Source organism: Jiangella gansuensis DSM 44835, from assembly GCF_000515395.1.
Lineage (GTDB): Bacteria > Actinomycetota > Actinomycetes > Jiangellales > Jiangellaceae > Jiangella > Jiangella gansuensis.
On record NZ_KI911782.1, the window covers coordinates 4,648,962 to 4,665,417 of the forward strand.

A 16,456-nucleotide genomic window follows, 5' to 3' on the forward strand; every position below is an offset into this window, starting at 1 on the left:
ACCGAGGCCGGGTCATGGCGGACCGTCGGCGGGCGGGGCGGTCGGGAGGGTGTAGCCGGCGGGCATGGCCTGCCGGATGGCCGCCGAGAGCCCTTGGTCGTACGCGGCGCCGCCGCGGACCGTCTCGCCGCGGTGAGCCCGGCGCAGCTGGCGCGGATCGAAGGCGAACCACCCCCACCGCCACGACCACGCCAGCCGGCCCTGGTGATCCTCGCGCCGGGCGGGCCAGAGCACCAGCGCGTACGACCATGCCCGCTCGCCGCGCGGGCGCGCCCACGCCGCCAGGTGGCCGCGGACCGGCCGGGCCGACCGCTCACCGATGACCACGGGCACCGCGCTGTACAGCCCGGACGGTTCGGCCCGCACCCGCGACACCATCTCCAGCCCGGCCGGGTCGAGGTCGAGGATGGCGACCGGTGGATCGTCGAGCCAGCGCGCGGGAGACATGACGCCAGTATCGAACATACGTTCGCATGATCGGTAGTCGAGTCGCCGGGCGGCGCGTGGTCACCCGTCGGCGCCGAGGCCGGTGACGTCAAGCCCGTCCAGCCGCTGCGGGTCGTACAGGACGTCCAGCGCGACGACGCGCCCACCGGCGACGGTGAAGGCCATGACGGCGAACACCCGCTCGCCGATGACGACGACGGCGCCGGCCGTGCCGTTCACCAGGGCCGGCCGGACGAACCTGGACATCCGCCGGGCCAGCGCGGCCTGGCCGGCCACCGTCCGGGCGCCGTACAGCGTCATGCTGGGCCGGGCGCGCGCACCGCCGCCGTCGGCCCGCAGGACGACGTCCGGGTCGAGCACGGCGACCAGGCCGTCGACGTCGCCGTCGCGGGACGCGGCGAAGAACGCGTCGACCACCTCACGCTGCCGGGCGAGGTCCGGATCGGGCGCGGGCGCCGCGTCGCGAACCCGGCGGCGAGCCCGTGAGGCCAGTTGCCGGGCCGCGTCCGGCGACCGATCCACCAGCGGCGCGATGTCATCGAAGGGGACGGCGAACATGTCGTGCAGCACGAACGCCAGCCGTTCCGCCGGCGCCAGCGTGTCCAGGACGACCAGCAGCGCGAGCCCGACCGCGTCGGCCAGCAGCGCCTCCTGCTCCGGGTCGGTCCCGGAGGCGGGGCTGACGACGGGGTCGGGCAGGTGTACCTGCTCCAGCGGTTCCTCCCGCCGGGTCTCGCGGGCTCGCAACAGGTTCAGGCAGACCCGGGCGGTGACCGTCGTCAGCCAGCCGGCGAGGTTGCGCACGTCACTGGTGTCCGTCCGGCTCAGGCGCAGCCAGGTCTCCTGCACCGCGTCGTCGGCCTCGCTGACCGAGCCGAGCATCCGATAGGCGACCGCCCGCAGCCGCGGCCGGTGTTCCTCGAAGCGTTCGACCAGCAGATTCGGTGCGTTCACGGCGGCCGTCACGTTCCTTTCCTCCGGCGGGTCAACACAGTAGCCCCGCGAACGCGACCCGCGAACGCGGGCCGACGTGGCCGGGAGGCGGGCTCCCGGCCGGATCGAGTGAGGAGTGACTTCCATGACGCCACCCATCCTGCTGACCGGCGGCACCGGCACCCTCGGGCGCCTCGTCACGCCGCTGCTGCGGCGGGCCGGCCATGACGTCCGCGTGCTGAGCCGGCACGACCACGCCGACGGCGACGGCGTGGAGTACGTCACCGGGGACCTGGCCACCGGGGCCGGTGTCGAGCGAGCCGTCGCCGGGGTACAGACCGTCGTGCACTGCGCGGGCGGCCCCAAGGGCGACGGTGACAAGGCGCGTGCGCTGGTCCGGGCCGCGGTCCCGGCGGGTGTGCGGCACCTCGTGTACATCTCGGTGGCGGGCGCGGACCGGCTGCCCGTGGTGAGCCGGGCGGACCGGGCCATGTTCGGCTACTACGCGGAGAAGGCGGCCGGGGAACAGGCGGTCGCGGAGTCGGGCATCCCGTGGACCACACTGCGCGCCACTCAGTTCCACGAACTCAGCCTGCTGACGGTCCGGACGCTGGCGAAGCTGCCGGTGGTGCCGGTCATGAGCGGGTTCCGGTTCCAGCCGGTGGACGCCGCGGAGGTCGCGGCCCGGCTGGCCGAACTGGCGCTCGGAGACCCCGCCGGGTTGGTGCCCGACCTCGGAGGCCCGCGGGTGTACACGATGGCGGAGCTGGTCCGCGGCTACCTGCGCGCGGCCGGAAAGCGCCGGCTGACTCTGCCGGTGCGGGTGCCGGGCCGGGCCGCGCGGGCGATGCGCGACGGCGCCAACCTGGCCCCGGACCAGGCCGTCGGGCAGCGGACCTGGGAGGACTTCCTCGCGTCGCGGGTCGGTGACGCGCCCGACCCAGCGGTCCGCTGACGATTAGGGTGCCCGCATGACCGTCGTCCGCTCCATCGCGCTGTTCCTGCTGGCCGCCGTCGCGGAGATCGGCGGTGCGTGGCTGGTGTGGCAGGGCATCCGCGAGCACCGGGGGTTGCTGTGGGCCGGTGCCGGGGTCATCGCGCTCGGCCTCTACGGCTTCGTCGCGACGCTGCAGCCCGACCCGAACTTCGGGCGGGTCCTGGCCGCGTACGGCGGCGTCTTCGTGGCCGGGTCGCTGGCCTGGGGGGTGATCGTCGACGGGTTCCGGCCGGACCGGTGGGACGTCGTCGGCGGCCTGGTCTGCCTGGTCGGGGTCGCGATCATCATGTACGCCCCGCGTCCGTCCTGACGCCCTGACCGTCCTCGCCGGCGACGAAGATGCAGAACGGATGCCCGGCCGGGTCCGCGTAGACCCGCAGCGGCTCCTGCGGATCGGCCGAATCGTCGCGTAGTAGCCGCGCCCCGAGCGTCAGCGCCCGCTGGTGCTGGATGTCGAGCTGCGTGGTGTCGGGCACGGTGAAGTCCAGATGGAGCTGCTGCGGCACAGGTCCCTCCGGCCACGTCACAGCGGGCAGCGTCGGCACCGGCTGGAAGGCGATCCACGGCCGCCCGGCGTCGTCGCGCAGCACCAGCCAGCTCGCGGCCTGCGGGTCCGGCTCACCTGGGGCGGGCGGCTCGTCGCCGGGCCGGTAGGTCAGCCCGAGCAGCCGCCGGTAGAACTCCGCCAGGCCGCGCGCGTCGGTGGCGTCGAGCACCACCTGACGCAGCCGCGGATAGGTCGCGTCATCCGTCATGGTCGTCCTCTCCTCGCCGGCACTGTCACGGCCGCTCGGGCCGGATCGATCAGGAATCGAGAAGCGCCGGTCACCGAGCCATGCCAGCGTAGGTCACGAGGTGATCGCGATGGTCGAGCGCAATGCCGCCACGAAGGGCACGACGACGCCCGCCAGGAGCACCACCGGCGACGAGGCGCGGCTCGCCGAGCTCGTGACCAAGGCGGTGGGTTGAGGTGTGCCTATTCCCGCAGCGTTGCGCTGAAGCTGCGGCCGTAGGCCTGGTGGGTGTCGACCTCCAGGTGGGTGTCGCCGCCGGCGTGGGTCACCCTGACGGCGCGGTCGCCGGCGACTTTCCTGAGCCGCCGGCCGGCGACGGTGACCTGCACGACGTCGCGGTCCATGGTCGGGTCGGAGACGGCGATGGTGGTCAGCCGCGATCGGGTGCGCGCGATCACGGAAGCCGGGCCGCCGATTTGTAGGCCGGCCACGTCGTGCCAGCCGGTGCCGAAGACGTTCGCGGCCACCAGCCCGAGGCCGGCGTGCCGGACCGCCTGCACGTCGGTGCCGTTGGCCAGCACGACCACCGTTCCGGCCGCGTATCTCCGCAACAGTTCGGGTGTCGCGTGCGGCACGAGCGCGTAGGCGAGCGCCGTCGTCGTCGGGGAGTGGTCCACGTGCACGCCGAACACGGACTTCGTCACGGCTGTGTCCGGGTTGGCCGTGCGGACGACGCGCCGGCTGCGGGTGACCTGGTCCAGCGCGACTCGCACCGGCTGGGCGGTGAGGAACGCGTAGCCGACGGCGCTGCCCGTGGTGTCGTTGGCGTAGCGCAGCCAGACGAGGTCGGCGGTGCCGGTTCCCGACCAGACCTGGCCGTCGCGCGACTCCCCGGCGACGGTGACCGTGTCGGCCGGTGCCGCGATGCGGGCGTCGACGGCGGTGCTCACGGGGCGGCCGGCCGGGTCGGCGACCCCGGCGACCAGCGCCACGACCTCGTCGTCGAGCATGAACCACGATTTCGTCGCCGTCGTGTTCTGGTAGGCGACGAAGTCGTCGGGCAGGATCCCGGCCTGCTTGTCCACCCAGGCGACGTCGCTGGAGAGCACCATCCCGGCCGCACCGAAAGCGTCGAAGGTGGCGCCGCCGGAGTGGCCGTTGGTGCCGCGCGGGAAGTAGACGTAGGTGTTCTGGGACTCCGACGACGGGGTGAACCCGAGCGGGTGGCCGGGGTTGTCGTAGTACGGCGTGCCGTACAGCTCCGGGATGGTGCGCCGCTGTTCCACCGGTGCGGTCACGCCGGCGAGTGCGTACGGCGACACCGTCGTGTAGTAGTCGACGCCGAACGCCTGGGTCTGGTCCTCGCCGGCCAGGTACAGGTAGTAGGCGCCGTCGCCCTGGAACCAGGGCATCAGGTTCTCGCCGTTCATGTACTCGTACTTGCTGATCCGGTCCGAGCTGCGGGCCAGCGCGAACGCGAACCCGGGCCGGCGGTGCACGTTCTTGTCCATCGCGTTGAACGCGACGCTGCGGGCGGCCGGGTTGACGTCGGCGGGTTCGATGGCGTCGTCGTCGAGGATGTCGGTGTACCGCGCGATGCTCATCGGTGACACGAACGTCGCCGGGTTCAGCGCCGCCCGCGAGGTCGACCGGATGAACTTCACATAGCCCTTGAGCGCGGTGGCGTCGGCGCCGGTGCTGTAGTCGGAGAGGTCGACCACGGCCTCGACGACGGTGGCGACGTCGGTGTAGCCGGTGGAGGTCCGCACCACCGACCGGCCCTTGACGACCTCCATCATCCAGCCCTCGAAGATCAGCGGCGCGAACCCGTCCGTGACCCAGCGCTGCACCACCGGGACCAGCGCGTCGCCGTCGGCGGCACCCGTCCCGTCCAGGATCTTGAGCGTCTGCACCACGCGGGTCAGCAGTGCCCGGCCGTAGGAGCCGGTGTAGGCGACCGAGTGGTGCTGGATGAACGAGCCGTCGGCGTAGTAGCCGTCGGTGACGCCGTGCCGCAATGCGTACGGGTCGATGGGGAGGAAGACGGTCAGCTGGTCCTCGAGCGCCTTGGTGATGCGGGCGTCGTCACCGAGCAGCGCACCCTGCAGGATGCGGTTGGTGGTGATGTCGGCGAGGTTGGCGCCGGTGTGGAACCGCGAGTCGAGGTCGACGTCGCCGTCGCGCCCGTTGCGCAGGTAGGCGTCCATGCTGGCGACGTACGTGGCGACAAGGTCCGGCTGGTGGTCGGCGACGGTGTCGGCCAGCAGCACCAGGGTCTTGCTGACGTGGGTGGAGATGCCGATCTCCCAGGTGAACCAGTTGCCGTAGTAGCCCTGGTCCTGGTCGCCGTAGTAGTGCTCGTGCAGCCAGGCCAGGCCGTCGAGCACGCGGAGCTGCACGTCCGTGTCGCCCGCCAGTGCGCTACCCGGCGTGCGGGTGGCCAGCGCGATCTCGTAGAGGTGCAGGAACGAGGCGTTCAGGTTGGGGTCGCGGGTGCCGAGCGGCACGCCGGCGAAGAGTTCGCCGTCCTGTGCGGCGTCGAGGGCTGCGAGCCAGGTGCGCGCCGTTTGTTCGATCGCGCTGACCTTGCCGGCCACGTCCGGCCGCGCGTTCGTCTCAGCCGTCCCGGTGAAGATCGCCGCCGTGTTGGCGAGCAGGTGGCCGTGGTCGATTCCCGTGACGGCCGGAGCGCCGGCGGATGGCGTTCCGGCAGCGCCAGTTCCGGCGGCCAGGCCGGGCCGGGCGACGGCCAGCAGACCGGTGGCGGACAGGAGCGACAGCATCCGGCGACGAGTGATGTCCACGGGCAGTAACCTCCGGCGCTCTCGACATGAGGTCTAGACCACAACAAACCGGAGTCAAACAGACGGACCGGCTGTCGGCAAGGGCTTTCCGGTCAGAGGCTTGCCCGCGAACATCGCTCCCATGATCATCAAGAGTTGGTACGGCTATGGCCGGGTCAACTCTTGATGATCATGGGCGTGGGGCGACGGCGGCGGCGGCGGGAGATGGCCACGCCGGCCAGGCTGATGGCGCCGCCGGCCAGGCCGTACGCCGTAGGGATCTCAGACAGCAGCAGCCAGGACAGCAGCACGGACACCGTCGGGACGGCGTAGGTGGTGGCGCTGAGGCGGCCGGCGTCCATGCGGCTCAGTGCGTAGGCCCAGGTGCTGAAGCCGATGGCGGTCGGGAACAGGCCGAGGTACACCGCGCCGAGGATCGCGCTGGCCGGTGCGGACGCCAGTTCGTCCACCAGTTGTGGCGTCCAGGGCAACAGCACCACGGCGCCGACGAGGCAGGCCAGCCAGGTGGTGGTGAGCCCGTCCACCCGGCGCAGCACCACTTTCTGGATGAGCACGCCGGCGGTGTACAGCAGGGCGGCCAGCAGGCACAGCACGACGCCGAGGCCGTCGCGGTCGCCGCCGGAGCCCATCGCGATGACCGCCACGCCGCCGAACGCGACCAGTGATCCGGCGATGAGGGCGCGGGGGAACCCCTCGCCGAGGAACAGGCCCGCGCCGAACGCGATGAGCAGTGGTGCGACGTTCACCAGCAGCGCCGCGGTGCCGGCGTCGACGTGCTGTTCGCCGGCGTTGAGCGCGACGGTGTAGCCGGCCAGCCAGAGCACGCCGCACGCGGCGATCAGCCCGAACGAGCGCCGTGACAGGGGCACCGGGATCATCCGCCGGCCGCGTTTGGCCAGCACCAGGACGGTCAGCGCCAGCCCCGCGACGGCAAGCCGGACCAGGGCCATCGGTGCCGGTGAAATGGCGTGCCCGACGTCGCGGATGGCGACGAATGCCGATGCCCACAGCAGGACGGTGATGCCCGCGGCGACGGCGGCCTTGCGGGACTCGGTGGGCGCTGGCGGTGTGGGTGGGGTGTTGGCGGGGGCCTGGAGTTGCTGGGTCACATCGACCATGGTCGCCGGAGATGATTAGACAGCACAAGCGACTATTTCTGCATCATTGTTAAGCGGTGCTGTACGGTTGCGCCATGCTGGATGTCTCCCGTCTGCGGCTGCTGCGTGCGGTCGTCGCCACCGGGTCCATTCGTGCGGGCGCCGACGCCCTGGGCTACACCCCGTCCGCCGTCAGTCAGCAGCTCGCCGCCCTGCAGCGCGAGACCGGACTGCGGCTGCTGGAACGGGTCGGCCGCGGCATCGAACCCACCACCGTCGGGCGCACGCTGGCCGCCGAGGCGGAGCCGCTGTTCCAGGCGATCACCCGCATCGAGGGACTGGTCGGCGACCTGCGGGCCGGCCGGGTGGGCAGCCTGTCCATCGGCTACTTCGCGTCCGCGGGTGCCGTCTGGCTGCCGCCGGTGGTGGCCGCCTTGCACGCACAGTTCCCGGAGCTGCGGCTGGAGTTGCGGATGACCGAGGTGAAGACGCCCGACGCCGCGGTGCCGGACGTGGACATCTTCGTCGAGCGCCCCGGTGACACACCGGCGCCCGGCACCGATGTGCGCCGGCTGGCCGACGACCCGTACGTCGCCGTCGTCCGGGCCGACGACCCGTTCGCCCAACGCGATGAGGTGCCGCTGGCCGAGTTGCGCGAACGCCGGTGGATCGACAACGACCTCGACGACGGTGCCTGCCGGCGGGTGCTGCTGGCGGCCTGTGCGGAAGTCGGCTTCGTGCCTGAGTTCGCGGTCGAGACGCACGACTACCACACGGCGATCCCGTTCGTGTCCACCGGCATCGGCATCACCGTCGTGCCCGAGCTCGGTATCCGCGATCTACCCGCAGACGTCACGACGGTACGTATCGTGGCGCCCACGCCGGTCCGGAACATCAGCGTGGCCGTACGCAAGGCAGCCTCGCAGCACCCGGCGGCACGTCGCGCCGTCGAACTGCTCGACCACGTGGTCACCGGTCGCTGACGGCGGCCCCCGGCCACTCGAACCGCACGTTGCGGGCGTACTCCCGGAAGCCGATGGACTGGTACGTGGCCCGCGCCGACGGGTAGGCGTCGTCACCGCGGGCGCACACCCGCGCGTGGGTGCCGCCGAGCCGGCGGGCAGCGTCCAGGGCCGCCAGCGACACCGCGCTGGCGAGCCCGCGGCGGCGGTGCGCCGGGTCCGTTCCCACCGGTTCCAGCACCGCCGCGCCCGTGTGGTCGTCCAGCCAGGCCAGGCAGAACGCGGCCGCCGTGCCGTCCGGCGCTTCCACCAGCCAGTCCAGCTCCGGGCGGTAGGCCGTGGAGCGCATGAGCGTCCGGTAGGCGGCGCCGGTGAGTTCCGACGGTGGCCGGCCGGGCAGTGAGAACGCCGCGTTGTGCGCCGACGCCCGCAGCTCGGCGTCGTCCTCGCCGCGCACCGGCCGCAGCCGGTAACCGTCGGGAACCGCGGGCTCGGGCACCGTGTCCACCGTGCGGCCCAGGTGAACGAAGTACGGGCCGGAGGTGTCCGGCCGGTATCCGTGCGCGCGCACGACGCCGGCCAGGTCCGTCTCGGCGTCCAGCACCGTGACGACGCGGCGGCTGTCACCGGCGATGCCGTGGAACCACTGCAGCACGTCGGCTGCCACGCCGACATGAGCCGGGTCGACGTGCAGGTCCAGCTGCCGGCCGTGCTTGGCCCAGGCCCACGCGACGGTGCGGTCGCCGTCGTCCCAGAACGACACGGACCAGCCGGGATCGGGTGTGCCGTGCTCCAGCCAGAACCACGCGAGCTCACCCGGGTGCCACCGGCTGGTCGGGCCCCACAGCCGCCGGGTCAGCTCCTGCATGGCCGGCAGTACGTCGGGGGAGCCGAGGCGGTGCTGTCGGTAGCGGGAGGACACCGGGGAACCCTACGTCGTCGCCGGCGCCGTGAGAGGCTGACAGCCGGCATGGACAGCCGTAGCAGCACAGGGGAGTGATCGCTCGTGCCCAGACGTGTCGTGCGTGTACCCGCTGAGGCGATGACCGCCGACGGCGCCGCGTTGCGGGCCGGCGTGGACGTCATCCAGGCGGAGTTGGGTGTCACGCCCGCGTTCCCCGACGACGTCGAGCGTGCGGCCGCCGACGCGGCGAAGAACCCGCGGCTGCCCGGGCTGGACCGCACCGACCTCCCGTTCGTGACCATCGACCCGGAGACCGCGCTCGACCTCGACCAGGCGCTGCACATCGAGCGGGCCGGCCGCGGCTACGTCGTCTACTACGCCATCGCCGACGTCGGTGCGTTCGTCGCGCCCGGTGACCCGGTCGACCAGGAGGCGCACCGCCGCGGCGAGACGCTGTACGGCGCGGACGCCAAGGTGCCGCTCTACCCGAAGTCGCTGTCCGAGGACGCCGCCTCGCTGCTGGCCGACCAGGTCCGCCCGGCGCTGCTGTGGACCATCGAGGTCGACGCCGACGGCGAAGGTACGGCCGTACGGGTGGAGCGTGCGCTGGTGCGCAGCCGGGCCAAGCTGTCCTACGCCGGCGTGCAGGACCAGCTCGACGCCGGCACCGCCGACCCCGTCTTCGAGCTGCTGCGCGAGGTGGGTGAGCTGCGGCTGGCCCGCGAGGCCGACCGCGGCGGTGTCTCCCTGCCGCTGCCTGAGCAGGAGGTGCGGGTCGACGGCGGTCACTGGTGGCTGGAGTTCCGGCAGCAGCACCCGGTCGAGCAGTGGAACGCACAGATCTCCCTGCTCACCGGTATGGGCGCGGCGTCGCTGATGGTGGCCGCCCGGGTCGGGCTGTTGCGCACCTTGGCGCCGGCCGACCCGCGCGACGTACGCCGGCTGCGGCGCACGGCGCGGGCGCTGCGGGTCGACTGGCCGGACGGCAGGAGCTACCCCGACTTCGTCCGCTCTCTGGACCCGGCGAAGCCCAGCCATGCCGCGACCTTGGTTGCCTGCACCCGGCTGCTGCGCGGCTCCGGGTACGCCGGCTTCGACGGCAAGCTGCCCGAGCAGACCGGGCACTCGGCGCTGGCGGCGGAGTACGCGCACGTCACCGCGCCGCTGCGGCGGCTGATCGACCGCTATGCGGGCGAAATCTGCCTGGCACTGAGCGCGGACCAGCCGGTGCCGGACTGGGTGCGCGAGCGGCTCGCTGAGCTGCCGGACACCATGCGCGGCTCGACCCGGCGCGCCAACCAGTACGAGCGGCAGGTCCTGGACCTGGTGGAGGCCGCTGTCCTGCACGAGCACGTCGGCGCCACCTTCCCGGCGGTGGTGGTCGAGGTGGACGACCGCGACGCCCGCCGCGGCGACCTCGTCATCCAGGAGCCCGCCGTCGAGGCACCGGTGCGCGCCGCCGCCGACCTGCCCCTCGGCACCGACGTCGAGGCACGGCTCACGGTCGCCGACCCGGCCACCCGCTCCATCCGCTTCGAACTGCCCTGACCGCCGGCCCTGACCGCCGCTCGACGGATTGTCGGGCCGGACGGCCCGTGGATGCGACAGCTGTCCGATGACATGACGTCGCGGCGTCGCTAGCGTCCGACCATCCTGCCGCCCGAGGAGGGATGGTCGATGACCCTGCCCGTACCCCGCCATCGCCGAGCTGCCGCCGTCACCGGACTGCTCACGGCGACCGGCCTGCTCACCGCCGCCGCGCTCGCCGGCACCACCGCGGCCGGCGCAACTACCACGACCGGCACCGAGCCGGTCTTCGTCGACGGCCTGGCCCAGCCGGTGTTCGAGGGGCCCTGGATCCGGCACGAGCTGTGGGTGGAGACGGAGTTCGACACCGACGGCGACGGCGAGCTCGACCGCATGCACGTCGAGGTCGCCCGCCCGGCCGAGACCGACACCGACGGCCTCACCGTCCCGGTGGTCTACGAGACCAGCCCGTACTACTCCGGCTCGGCCAGCACCCGGCGGGAGTTCTTCTGGAACGTCACCCACGAGCTGGGGGAGCGGCCGCCGCTGCGGGTGTCGCCGCCGCCCATCGCGGCTCCGGGCCGGACCAGCCCGGTCATCTCCAACAGCCACGTCGACACCTGGGTGCCGCGCGGGTTCGCCGTGGTGCACTCCGAGTCGCCTGGCACCGGGCTGTCGCAGGGCTGCCCGACGGTGGGCGGGCCGAACGAATCACTGGCACCGAAGGCCGTCGTGGACTGGCTGAACGGCCGGGCGAGGGGCTTCACCAGCGCTGACGGCGGCGAGGAGGTGACGGCGTACTGGTCCACCGGCAAGGTCGGCATGACCGGCACGTCGTACAACGGGACGCTGCCGCTGGCGGCCGCGACCACCGGCGTCGACGGCCTGGAGGCGATCATCCCGGTCGCGCCGAACACGTCGTACTACCACTACTACCGCTCGAACGGCCTGGTGCGCAGCCCGGGCGGGTGGGTCGGCGAGGACATCGACTACCTCTTCGACTACATCAACTCCGGTGACCCGGAGAAGCGGCAGTACTGCATCGACACCGTCCGCGACGTCATGCAGGCCGAGCACGACCGCGTCACCGCCGACTACAACGACTTCTGGGCCGGCCGGGACTACCTCGAGCAGCTCGACGACGTCCGGGCCGCGACACTGATGGCGCACGCGTTCAACGACTGGAACGTCATGCCCGAGCACAGCGTCCGCATCTCCGAGGCGCTGAAGGCGAACGGTGTCACCGTCCATCAGTACTTCCACCAGGGCGGGCACGGCGGGCAGCCGCCGCTGGACATGATGAACCGCTGGTTCTCGCAGTACCTCTACGGTCAGGACAACGACATCGTGGGCGACGCGGACACGGCGTTCATCGTCCGCAACGAGACCGGGCCGAGCACCTTGACGACGTATCGGGACTACCCGAACCCCGCGGCGTCGACGGTGACGCTGAACCTGGAGCCCGGTGGCGCGACCGCGGGCGGCCTGAGCTCGCTCGTGCTGCCCGGCTCGGGGACGGAGACGCTGGTCGACGCCGGCGACACCGCCTGCAACGTCGGGGCGCTGGCCACTCAGGCGTCGCCGAACCGGCTGCTCTACGTGACCCCGACCCTGACCGACGACGTGCACCTGTCCGGTACCGCGTCGGTCACGCTGCGGATGAGCTCCAGCGCGGCCCGCGCGAACCTGTCCGTGGCGCTGGTCCGGCTGCCCTGGACCGGCGGGTCGGACTGTGCGTCGTCCACCCGCTCCGCCTCCACCAGCGTGATCACCCGCGGCTGGGCCGACCCGCTCAACCGCGACTCGCTGGTCGACGAGAAGCCGCTGACGCCGGGCGGGTTCGTCGATGTGACGGTGCCGCTGCAGCCGGACGACCAGGTGATCCCGGCCGGCCAGCAGCTCGGCCTCATGGTCTTCTCGACCGACCCCGAGTTCACGCTGCGGCCGCGACCGGGCACCGAGCTGACCGTCGACCTCGCCCGGACGTCGGTGGAGCTGCCGGTGGTGGGCGGACCGCTGGCGATGCCGCTGTGCGGGGAGCGGGACGAGCGCGACACCGTCGTGATCGGCGGCGTCGACTCCGGCGTGCCGAACGCGGCGCTGGCCGGCACGTGCACCGTCAACGACCACATCCTCGACGAAGCGGACTGGCCGAACCACGGCCAGTTCGTGCGGCACGTCGGCGACGTCGGCCGTGACCTGGTCGACGCCGGCGTCGTCACCGAGCGGCAGCGGGCCGCGCTGATCCGCGCCGCCGCCACCAGTCCGGCGGGCTGACGCGGGACGACACGACGAGGGCGGCTCACCGGCGCTGCGGCGCCGGTGAGCCGCCCCTTCCTCGTGCTGGTCGCGGCTACCGGAGGACGGTGATCTCCGGAGTGGTGATCTGCTGGTTCACGCTCTCCAGGTAGACCACCTGCTGGCTCTGCCGCCGCGCCGACGCCGGCATCCGGACCGGGAGGTCGAGCACCCGGCCCAACTCGTCCGCCGTGGCCTCGCCGACCAGAACGTCCTGGCCGCGCTCCACGTTGCGGACGTAGACGTCGACCGTCTCGCCCGGGTCGTACCCGTAGGCGGAGACGTTGACCGTGCCGCGGAACTCGACTTCGGTCGTGTCGGCGACGACCTGCTCGCCCACGGTGTTCTCCGGCGTGCGGATCTCCTGGACGGTGCGCTCGCCCGCGTCGTTCTTGCGGATGACGACACCGTCGTGGTGCTCGCCGTTGGCGTAGCGGGCCTCGTAGGTGATGGAGTCGTCGGCGACGTCGATCATCTGGTACAGCTGCTTGTCCTCGGCGGTGCTCATGACGTCGGCGCCGTTGTCGGTCCAGACGTCACCGCTGACGTCGTACATCTTGCCGCCGGACACGGACACCGCGTAGACGGTGCTGTCGTGGACGGTGGCGGACTTGCGCGACGTGCTGACGCTGCCGCGGCCGTAGGTGTGGTCGTGGCCCTGCAGGACCAGGTCCACGCCGTACTCCTCGAACAGCGGGCCCCACTGGTCGCGGACGGTCGGGTTGTTCCGGCCGGACGCGGTCGAGTACACCGGGTGGTGGAACGTCACGACGGTCCACTTGTTCGGGTTGCTGGCGAGGGTCTGCTCCAGCCACTCGGTCTGCGCGGCCATCCGCGCGGCGTTGCCCTGGTGGTTGGAGTCCAGGGAGATGAACCGCACGCCCTGGTAGTCCAGGTAGTAGACGGTCTCCTCAAGCTCCGGCACGGCCGGGCCGTTCTTCGGGTTCGGGAACTGCGGACGCCAGAAGGTCGAGAGCTGGCCGCCGCTGTACTCGTGGTTACCCGGCGTGGAGATGTTGACGACCTGGCTGTTGATGAACCCGTCGGCCGCATGCCACTGGCCCCACTGCTCCTCGCTGTTCGCGTGGTCGATGAGGTCGCCGGCGTTGACGATGACCCTCGCCGTGGGCCGGTCGGCGAATGCCTGCCGGAACACGCGCGGCAGCGCGGAGTCGAGGTAGTTCTGTGCGTCGCCGTAGTAGATGAACGAGAACGGCTCGAAGCCCTCCGCGGCGGTGGTGAAGTCGATCCATTCGCTCCAGTTGACGCCGTCGCCGACCCGGTAGGTGTAGCGGGTGCCCGGCTGCAGTTCGGTGAACTCCACCTGGTGGTACACAGAGGCATATCCCAGCGAGGTGTTCACCGGGTTGGTGGAACTGGCCATGACGGTTCGCAAGGACCCGGGCGGCGCCACCTGCCCCAGCGCCGCGGGCGCCTCCACGATCTGCGCCTGCGCGAACTCGCCACCGACCTCTGACCGCCACGTCACCTTCTGCGACGTCGCCGGGCTGGTGGTGGGGACGAGGATGATCCGGTCGGGCACGGCGGACGGCTGGTAGATCTCCGCCGCCGGCACCTTGACCGGTGCCTCGCTGTCGGCTCCGACCGCGGCCGGGACGACGGCTATTCCGCCCCCGATCAGCGCTACGCCGACGGCGGCGCCGGCCACGCGGCGGGGGCTGAGTACCAGCCTCCGCCTACTGACGTCACTCACGATGAGTCTCCTCCCTGGGACACTCGGACAGATCTGCCGGCACGCGCGCGGCAGTGTGTCCGATTCACCCAGGTGCGGACGAAAGATCGCGGACGCTGAGAACACCGCCGGCTGGACCGGCGATGAACAAACGACGTGGTCGTCCGCTCCTGCGACCCGGTCGCACCCGAGGCGGCGATCGGCCACCAGGTGGCGGCCGGGCGGGCACGTCGGCGACACCGGCCGTTCACCGCGACCTGCCTACGATTCCGGCCGTGCCGCCTCGCAGATGCTCGCTGACGATCAGCGCCGTGGCAGGCGCCGGGCTGGCGCTCGCGGTGCTGAGCGGATGCGGCGGCACCACGCACAAGGACGACACCCTGATGGACGCGCAGACGACCGGCGTACTCGACATCGAGGGCGGCGAGTGCTTCTCCGACCCGACCTACTCCGAAGCCGCCGCCGAAGAGGTGGTCCTGTACACGTCCTGCGAGGACGGCGCGGACAACCAGTCGTACCACTTCGTGCATGCCCCCGACGGCGCGTGGGACCGCGATCAGGTGGCTGAGCTGGGGTGGGAGGGCTGCGGCGAGGAGTTCAGGAACCGCTGGATCAGTCAGGAGGAATCCGACCTGGACTTCTTCCCGATTCTGCCGACCGAGCAGACCTGGGCCGACGGCGACCGTGTCATCATGTGCGCCGTCTACGACCCGGACGGACAGCTCACCGAGTCGGCCCTGCCGCTGCTTCGCTGAGCGAGCTCAGCTCGAGGGCGGCGCCGGGATCGGGGCCGCCGCCAGCGCCGCCGCCACCGCGACCAGATTGGACGCCATGGTGTGGCCCGTCGAGTGGGACCACTCGCGGCCCTGGTCGCTGTCCAGGTAATCGGGGCCGGGCCCGGGGCCGAGGTGCCAGTACGTCCAGGCCTGCGCCGGGATGGTGAAGCCGATGTCCATCATGCCGCCGCACAGCTCGGAGATGACGTGATGGGCACCGTCCTCGTTCCCGGTCACGACGACTCCGGCGACCCGGTCGAAGGCGACCGGGCGCCCGCGGTCGTCGGTCTCGGAGATCATCGCGTCCATCCGTTCCAGCGCCCGCTGCGCCAGCGACGACGGCCGGCCCACCCAGGTGGGTGAGGCAACCACCAGGATCTCCGCGTCCAGGATCGCGTCATGGATGCGCGGCCAGTCGTCGCCGTCGCCGAGATCCGTGGCCACCCCCGGCGGGATGTCGAGGTCCGCGAGCCGGAACGCGGTGACGTCGACCCCGAGCTTCTCCAACCGGTCGACGACGACGCCGGCGAGCGCACCGGTGTTGGACGGTTCCGGTGATGCCTTGAGTGTGCAGTTGAGAACGACAGCCTTCACGGCGATCCCTTCGTCGGTTGCCGGGTCCGGTACCCGGTGGGCGGTGGGCACATGCGGGCGTCTGCGGGAGTCCAGGTCGAACCGCCCCGGCGCCGTTTGGCCCGGGCACCGCGGGGTATCGCACCGGCATGAGCGAACCGCGTGACGTCGTAGACCTGATCGAGAAGGACCACCGGGAGATCGAGCGGCTCTTCGAACTGCTCCGCAGCGACCCCGGCCAACGTGACCTCGCCTTGGCGGAAGTGACCTCGCTGCTGATCGCGCACAGCCGCGCCGAGGAGTCCGAGGTGTACCCCGTCGCCCGCGACGAGGCCGGCGAGACCGAAGAGGTGGCGCACAGCCAGGAGGAACACGCCGAGGCCGAAGCCATTCTGGAACGGCTGGCCGCCATGGACTCTCGGGCGCCCGAGTACGACTCCGTGCTGCGCGAGCTGATCGACTCCGTCGGCCACCACGTCGAGGAAGAGGAGAACACCGTCCTGCCCGGCATGCGGGAGCGACTCAGCGACGAACGGCGAGCGGAGCTCGGCGAGGCGTTCCTGTCCGCTCGGGCCGAGCACCTGGGCGAGAAGCCGGGCGAGGCCACCCGCGACGACCTCGCCCAGCAGGCTCGCAACCTCGGCGAGGACGGCGTCGGCTCGATGACGAAGGACGAGCTGAAGGACGCGGTCCGGCCCGACTGACGACGGC

15 protein-coding genes are annotated in these 16,456 nt (G+C 71.9%); 7 read left to right on the forward strand and 8 right to left on the reverse strand.

Annotated elements, in window-relative coordinates; translation table 11 throughout:
• Positions 1-12 precede the first annotated feature (12 nt).
• Positions 13-447: a hypothetical protein gene (locus tag JIAGA_RS0121845; protein ID WP_157553414.1), complete on the reverse strand. Its 435-nt coding sequence runs from the start codon at positions 445-447 to the stop codon at positions 13-15.
• A gap of 60 nt (positions 448-507) precedes the next feature.
• The gene (gene sigJ, locus JIAGA_RS0121850; protein ID WP_245597218.1) at positions 508-1,413 is read right to left on the reverse strand and encodes an RNA polymerase sigma factor SigJ; all 906 of its coding nucleotides are present in this window, start codon (positions 1,411-1,413) and stop codon (positions 508-510) included.
• 112 nt (positions 1,414-1,525) lie between these two features.
• Here sigJ and JIAGA_RS0121855 point away from each other — a divergent pair, with 112 nt between their 5' ends.
• Together JIAGA_RS0121855 and JIAGA_RS0121860 are read left to right on the forward strand one after the other, a co-directional pair.
• Positions 1,526-2,335, forward strand: a complete 810-nt coding sequence (locus JIAGA_RS0121855) for an SDR family oxidoreductase (protein ID WP_026877291.1) — start codon at positions 1,526-1,528, stop codon at positions 2,333-2,335.
• A gap of 16 nt (positions 2,336-2,351) precedes the next feature.
• Complete coding sequence (locus JIAGA_RS0121860) at positions 2,352-2,687, forward strand: YnfA family protein (protein WP_026877292.1); 336 nt, start codon at positions 2,352-2,354, stop codon at positions 2,685-2,687.
• On the opposite strand, the gene JIAGA_RS0121865 is transcribed toward JIAGA_RS0121860, so the two are convergent.
• The 3 genes from JIAGA_RS0121865 to JIAGA_RS0121880 all read right to left on the reverse strand — a co-directional run bounded on the left by JIAGA_RS0121865 (position 2,662) and on the right by JIAGA_RS0121880 (position 7,033).
• Positions 2,662-3,132, reverse strand: a complete 471-nt coding sequence (locus tag JIAGA_RS0121865; RefSeq protein WP_026877293.1) for a VOC family protein — start codon at positions 3,130-3,132, stop codon at positions 2,662-2,664. The two genes, JIAGA_RS0121860 and JIAGA_RS0121865, sit on opposite strands and share 26 nt — an antisense overlap.
• Positions 3,133-3,353: 221 nt before the next feature.
• On the reverse strand, positions 3,354-5,915 hold the full coding sequence (locus tag JIAGA_RS0121875) for a polysaccharide lyase family 8 super-sandwich domain-containing protein (RefSeq protein WP_026877294.1): 2,562 nt from the start codon (positions 5,913-5,915) through the stop codon (positions 3,354-3,356).
• A gap of 155 nt (positions 5,916-6,070) precedes the next feature.
• Entirely contained in the window at positions 6,071-7,033 is a 963-nt protein-coding gene (locus tag JIAGA_RS0121880) for an EamA family transporter (protein WP_026877295.1), read from the reverse strand.
• A gap of 74 nt (positions 7,034-7,107) precedes the next feature.
• Between JIAGA_RS0121880 and JIAGA_RS0121885 the strand changes: the two genes are divergently transcribed.
• The gene (locus JIAGA_RS0121885) at positions 7,108-7,995 is read left to right on the forward strand and encodes a LysR family transcriptional regulator (protein ID WP_026877296.1); all 888 of its coding nucleotides are present in this window, start codon (positions 7,108-7,110) and stop codon (positions 7,993-7,995) included.
• Here the strand turns inward: JIAGA_RS0121885 and JIAGA_RS31645 are convergent.
• On the reverse strand, positions 7,982-8,896 hold the full coding sequence (locus JIAGA_RS31645; RefSeq protein ID WP_051426382.1) for a GNAT family N-acetyltransferase: 915 nt from the start codon (positions 8,894-8,896) through the stop codon (positions 7,982-7,984). The genes JIAGA_RS0121885 and JIAGA_RS31645 overlap by 14 nt on opposite strands.
• 120 nt (positions 8,897-9,016) lie before the next feature.
• On the opposite strand from JIAGA_RS31645, the gene JIAGA_RS0121895 reads away from it, so the two are divergent.
• Together JIAGA_RS0121895 and JIAGA_RS31650 are read left to right on the forward strand one after the other, a co-directional pair.
• Entirely contained in the window at positions 9,017-10,426 is a 1,410-nt protein-coding gene (locus JIAGA_RS0121895; RefSeq protein ID WP_026877297.1) for an RNB domain-containing ribonuclease, read from the forward strand.
• Positions 10,427-10,555: 129 nt separating this feature from the next.
• Complete coding sequence (locus tag JIAGA_RS31650) at positions 10,556-12,682, forward strand: Xaa-Pro dipeptidyl-peptidase (protein WP_051426383.1); 2,127 nt, start codon at positions 10,556-10,558, stop codon at positions 12,680-12,682.
• A gap of 76 nt (positions 12,683-12,758) precedes the next feature.
• Here JIAGA_RS31650 and JIAGA_RS0121905 read toward each other — a convergent pair whose 3' ends face one another.
• Complete coding sequence (locus JIAGA_RS0121905) at positions 12,759-14,417, reverse strand: metallophosphoesterase (RefSeq protein ID WP_084469953.1); 1,659 nt, start codon at positions 14,415-14,417, stop codon at positions 12,759-12,761.
• Between the two features lie 254 nt (positions 14,418-14,671).
• Between JIAGA_RS0121905 and JIAGA_RS0121910 the strand changes: the two genes are divergently transcribed.
• Positions 14,672-15,151: a hypothetical protein gene (locus JIAGA_RS0121910; RefSeq protein ID WP_157553416.1), complete on the forward strand. Its 480-nt coding sequence runs from the start codon at positions 14,672-14,674 to the stop codon at positions 15,149-15,151.
• A 6-nt stretch (positions 15,152-15,157) separates the two neighbouring features.
• Here JIAGA_RS0121910 and JIAGA_RS0121915 read toward each other — a convergent pair whose 3' ends face one another.
• On the reverse strand, positions 15,158-15,766 hold the full coding sequence (locus tag JIAGA_RS0121915) for a flavodoxin family protein (RefSeq protein ID WP_026877300.1): 609 nt from the start codon (positions 15,764-15,766) through the stop codon (positions 15,158-15,160).
• Between the two features lie 128 nt (positions 15,767-15,894).
• Between JIAGA_RS0121915 and JIAGA_RS0121920 the strand changes: the two genes are divergently transcribed.
• Complete coding sequence (locus JIAGA_RS0121920; RefSeq protein WP_026877301.1) at positions 15,895-16,449, forward strand: hemerythrin domain-containing protein; 555 nt, start codon at positions 15,895-15,897, stop codon at positions 16,447-16,449.
• Positions 16,450-16,456 lie beyond the last annotated feature (7 nt).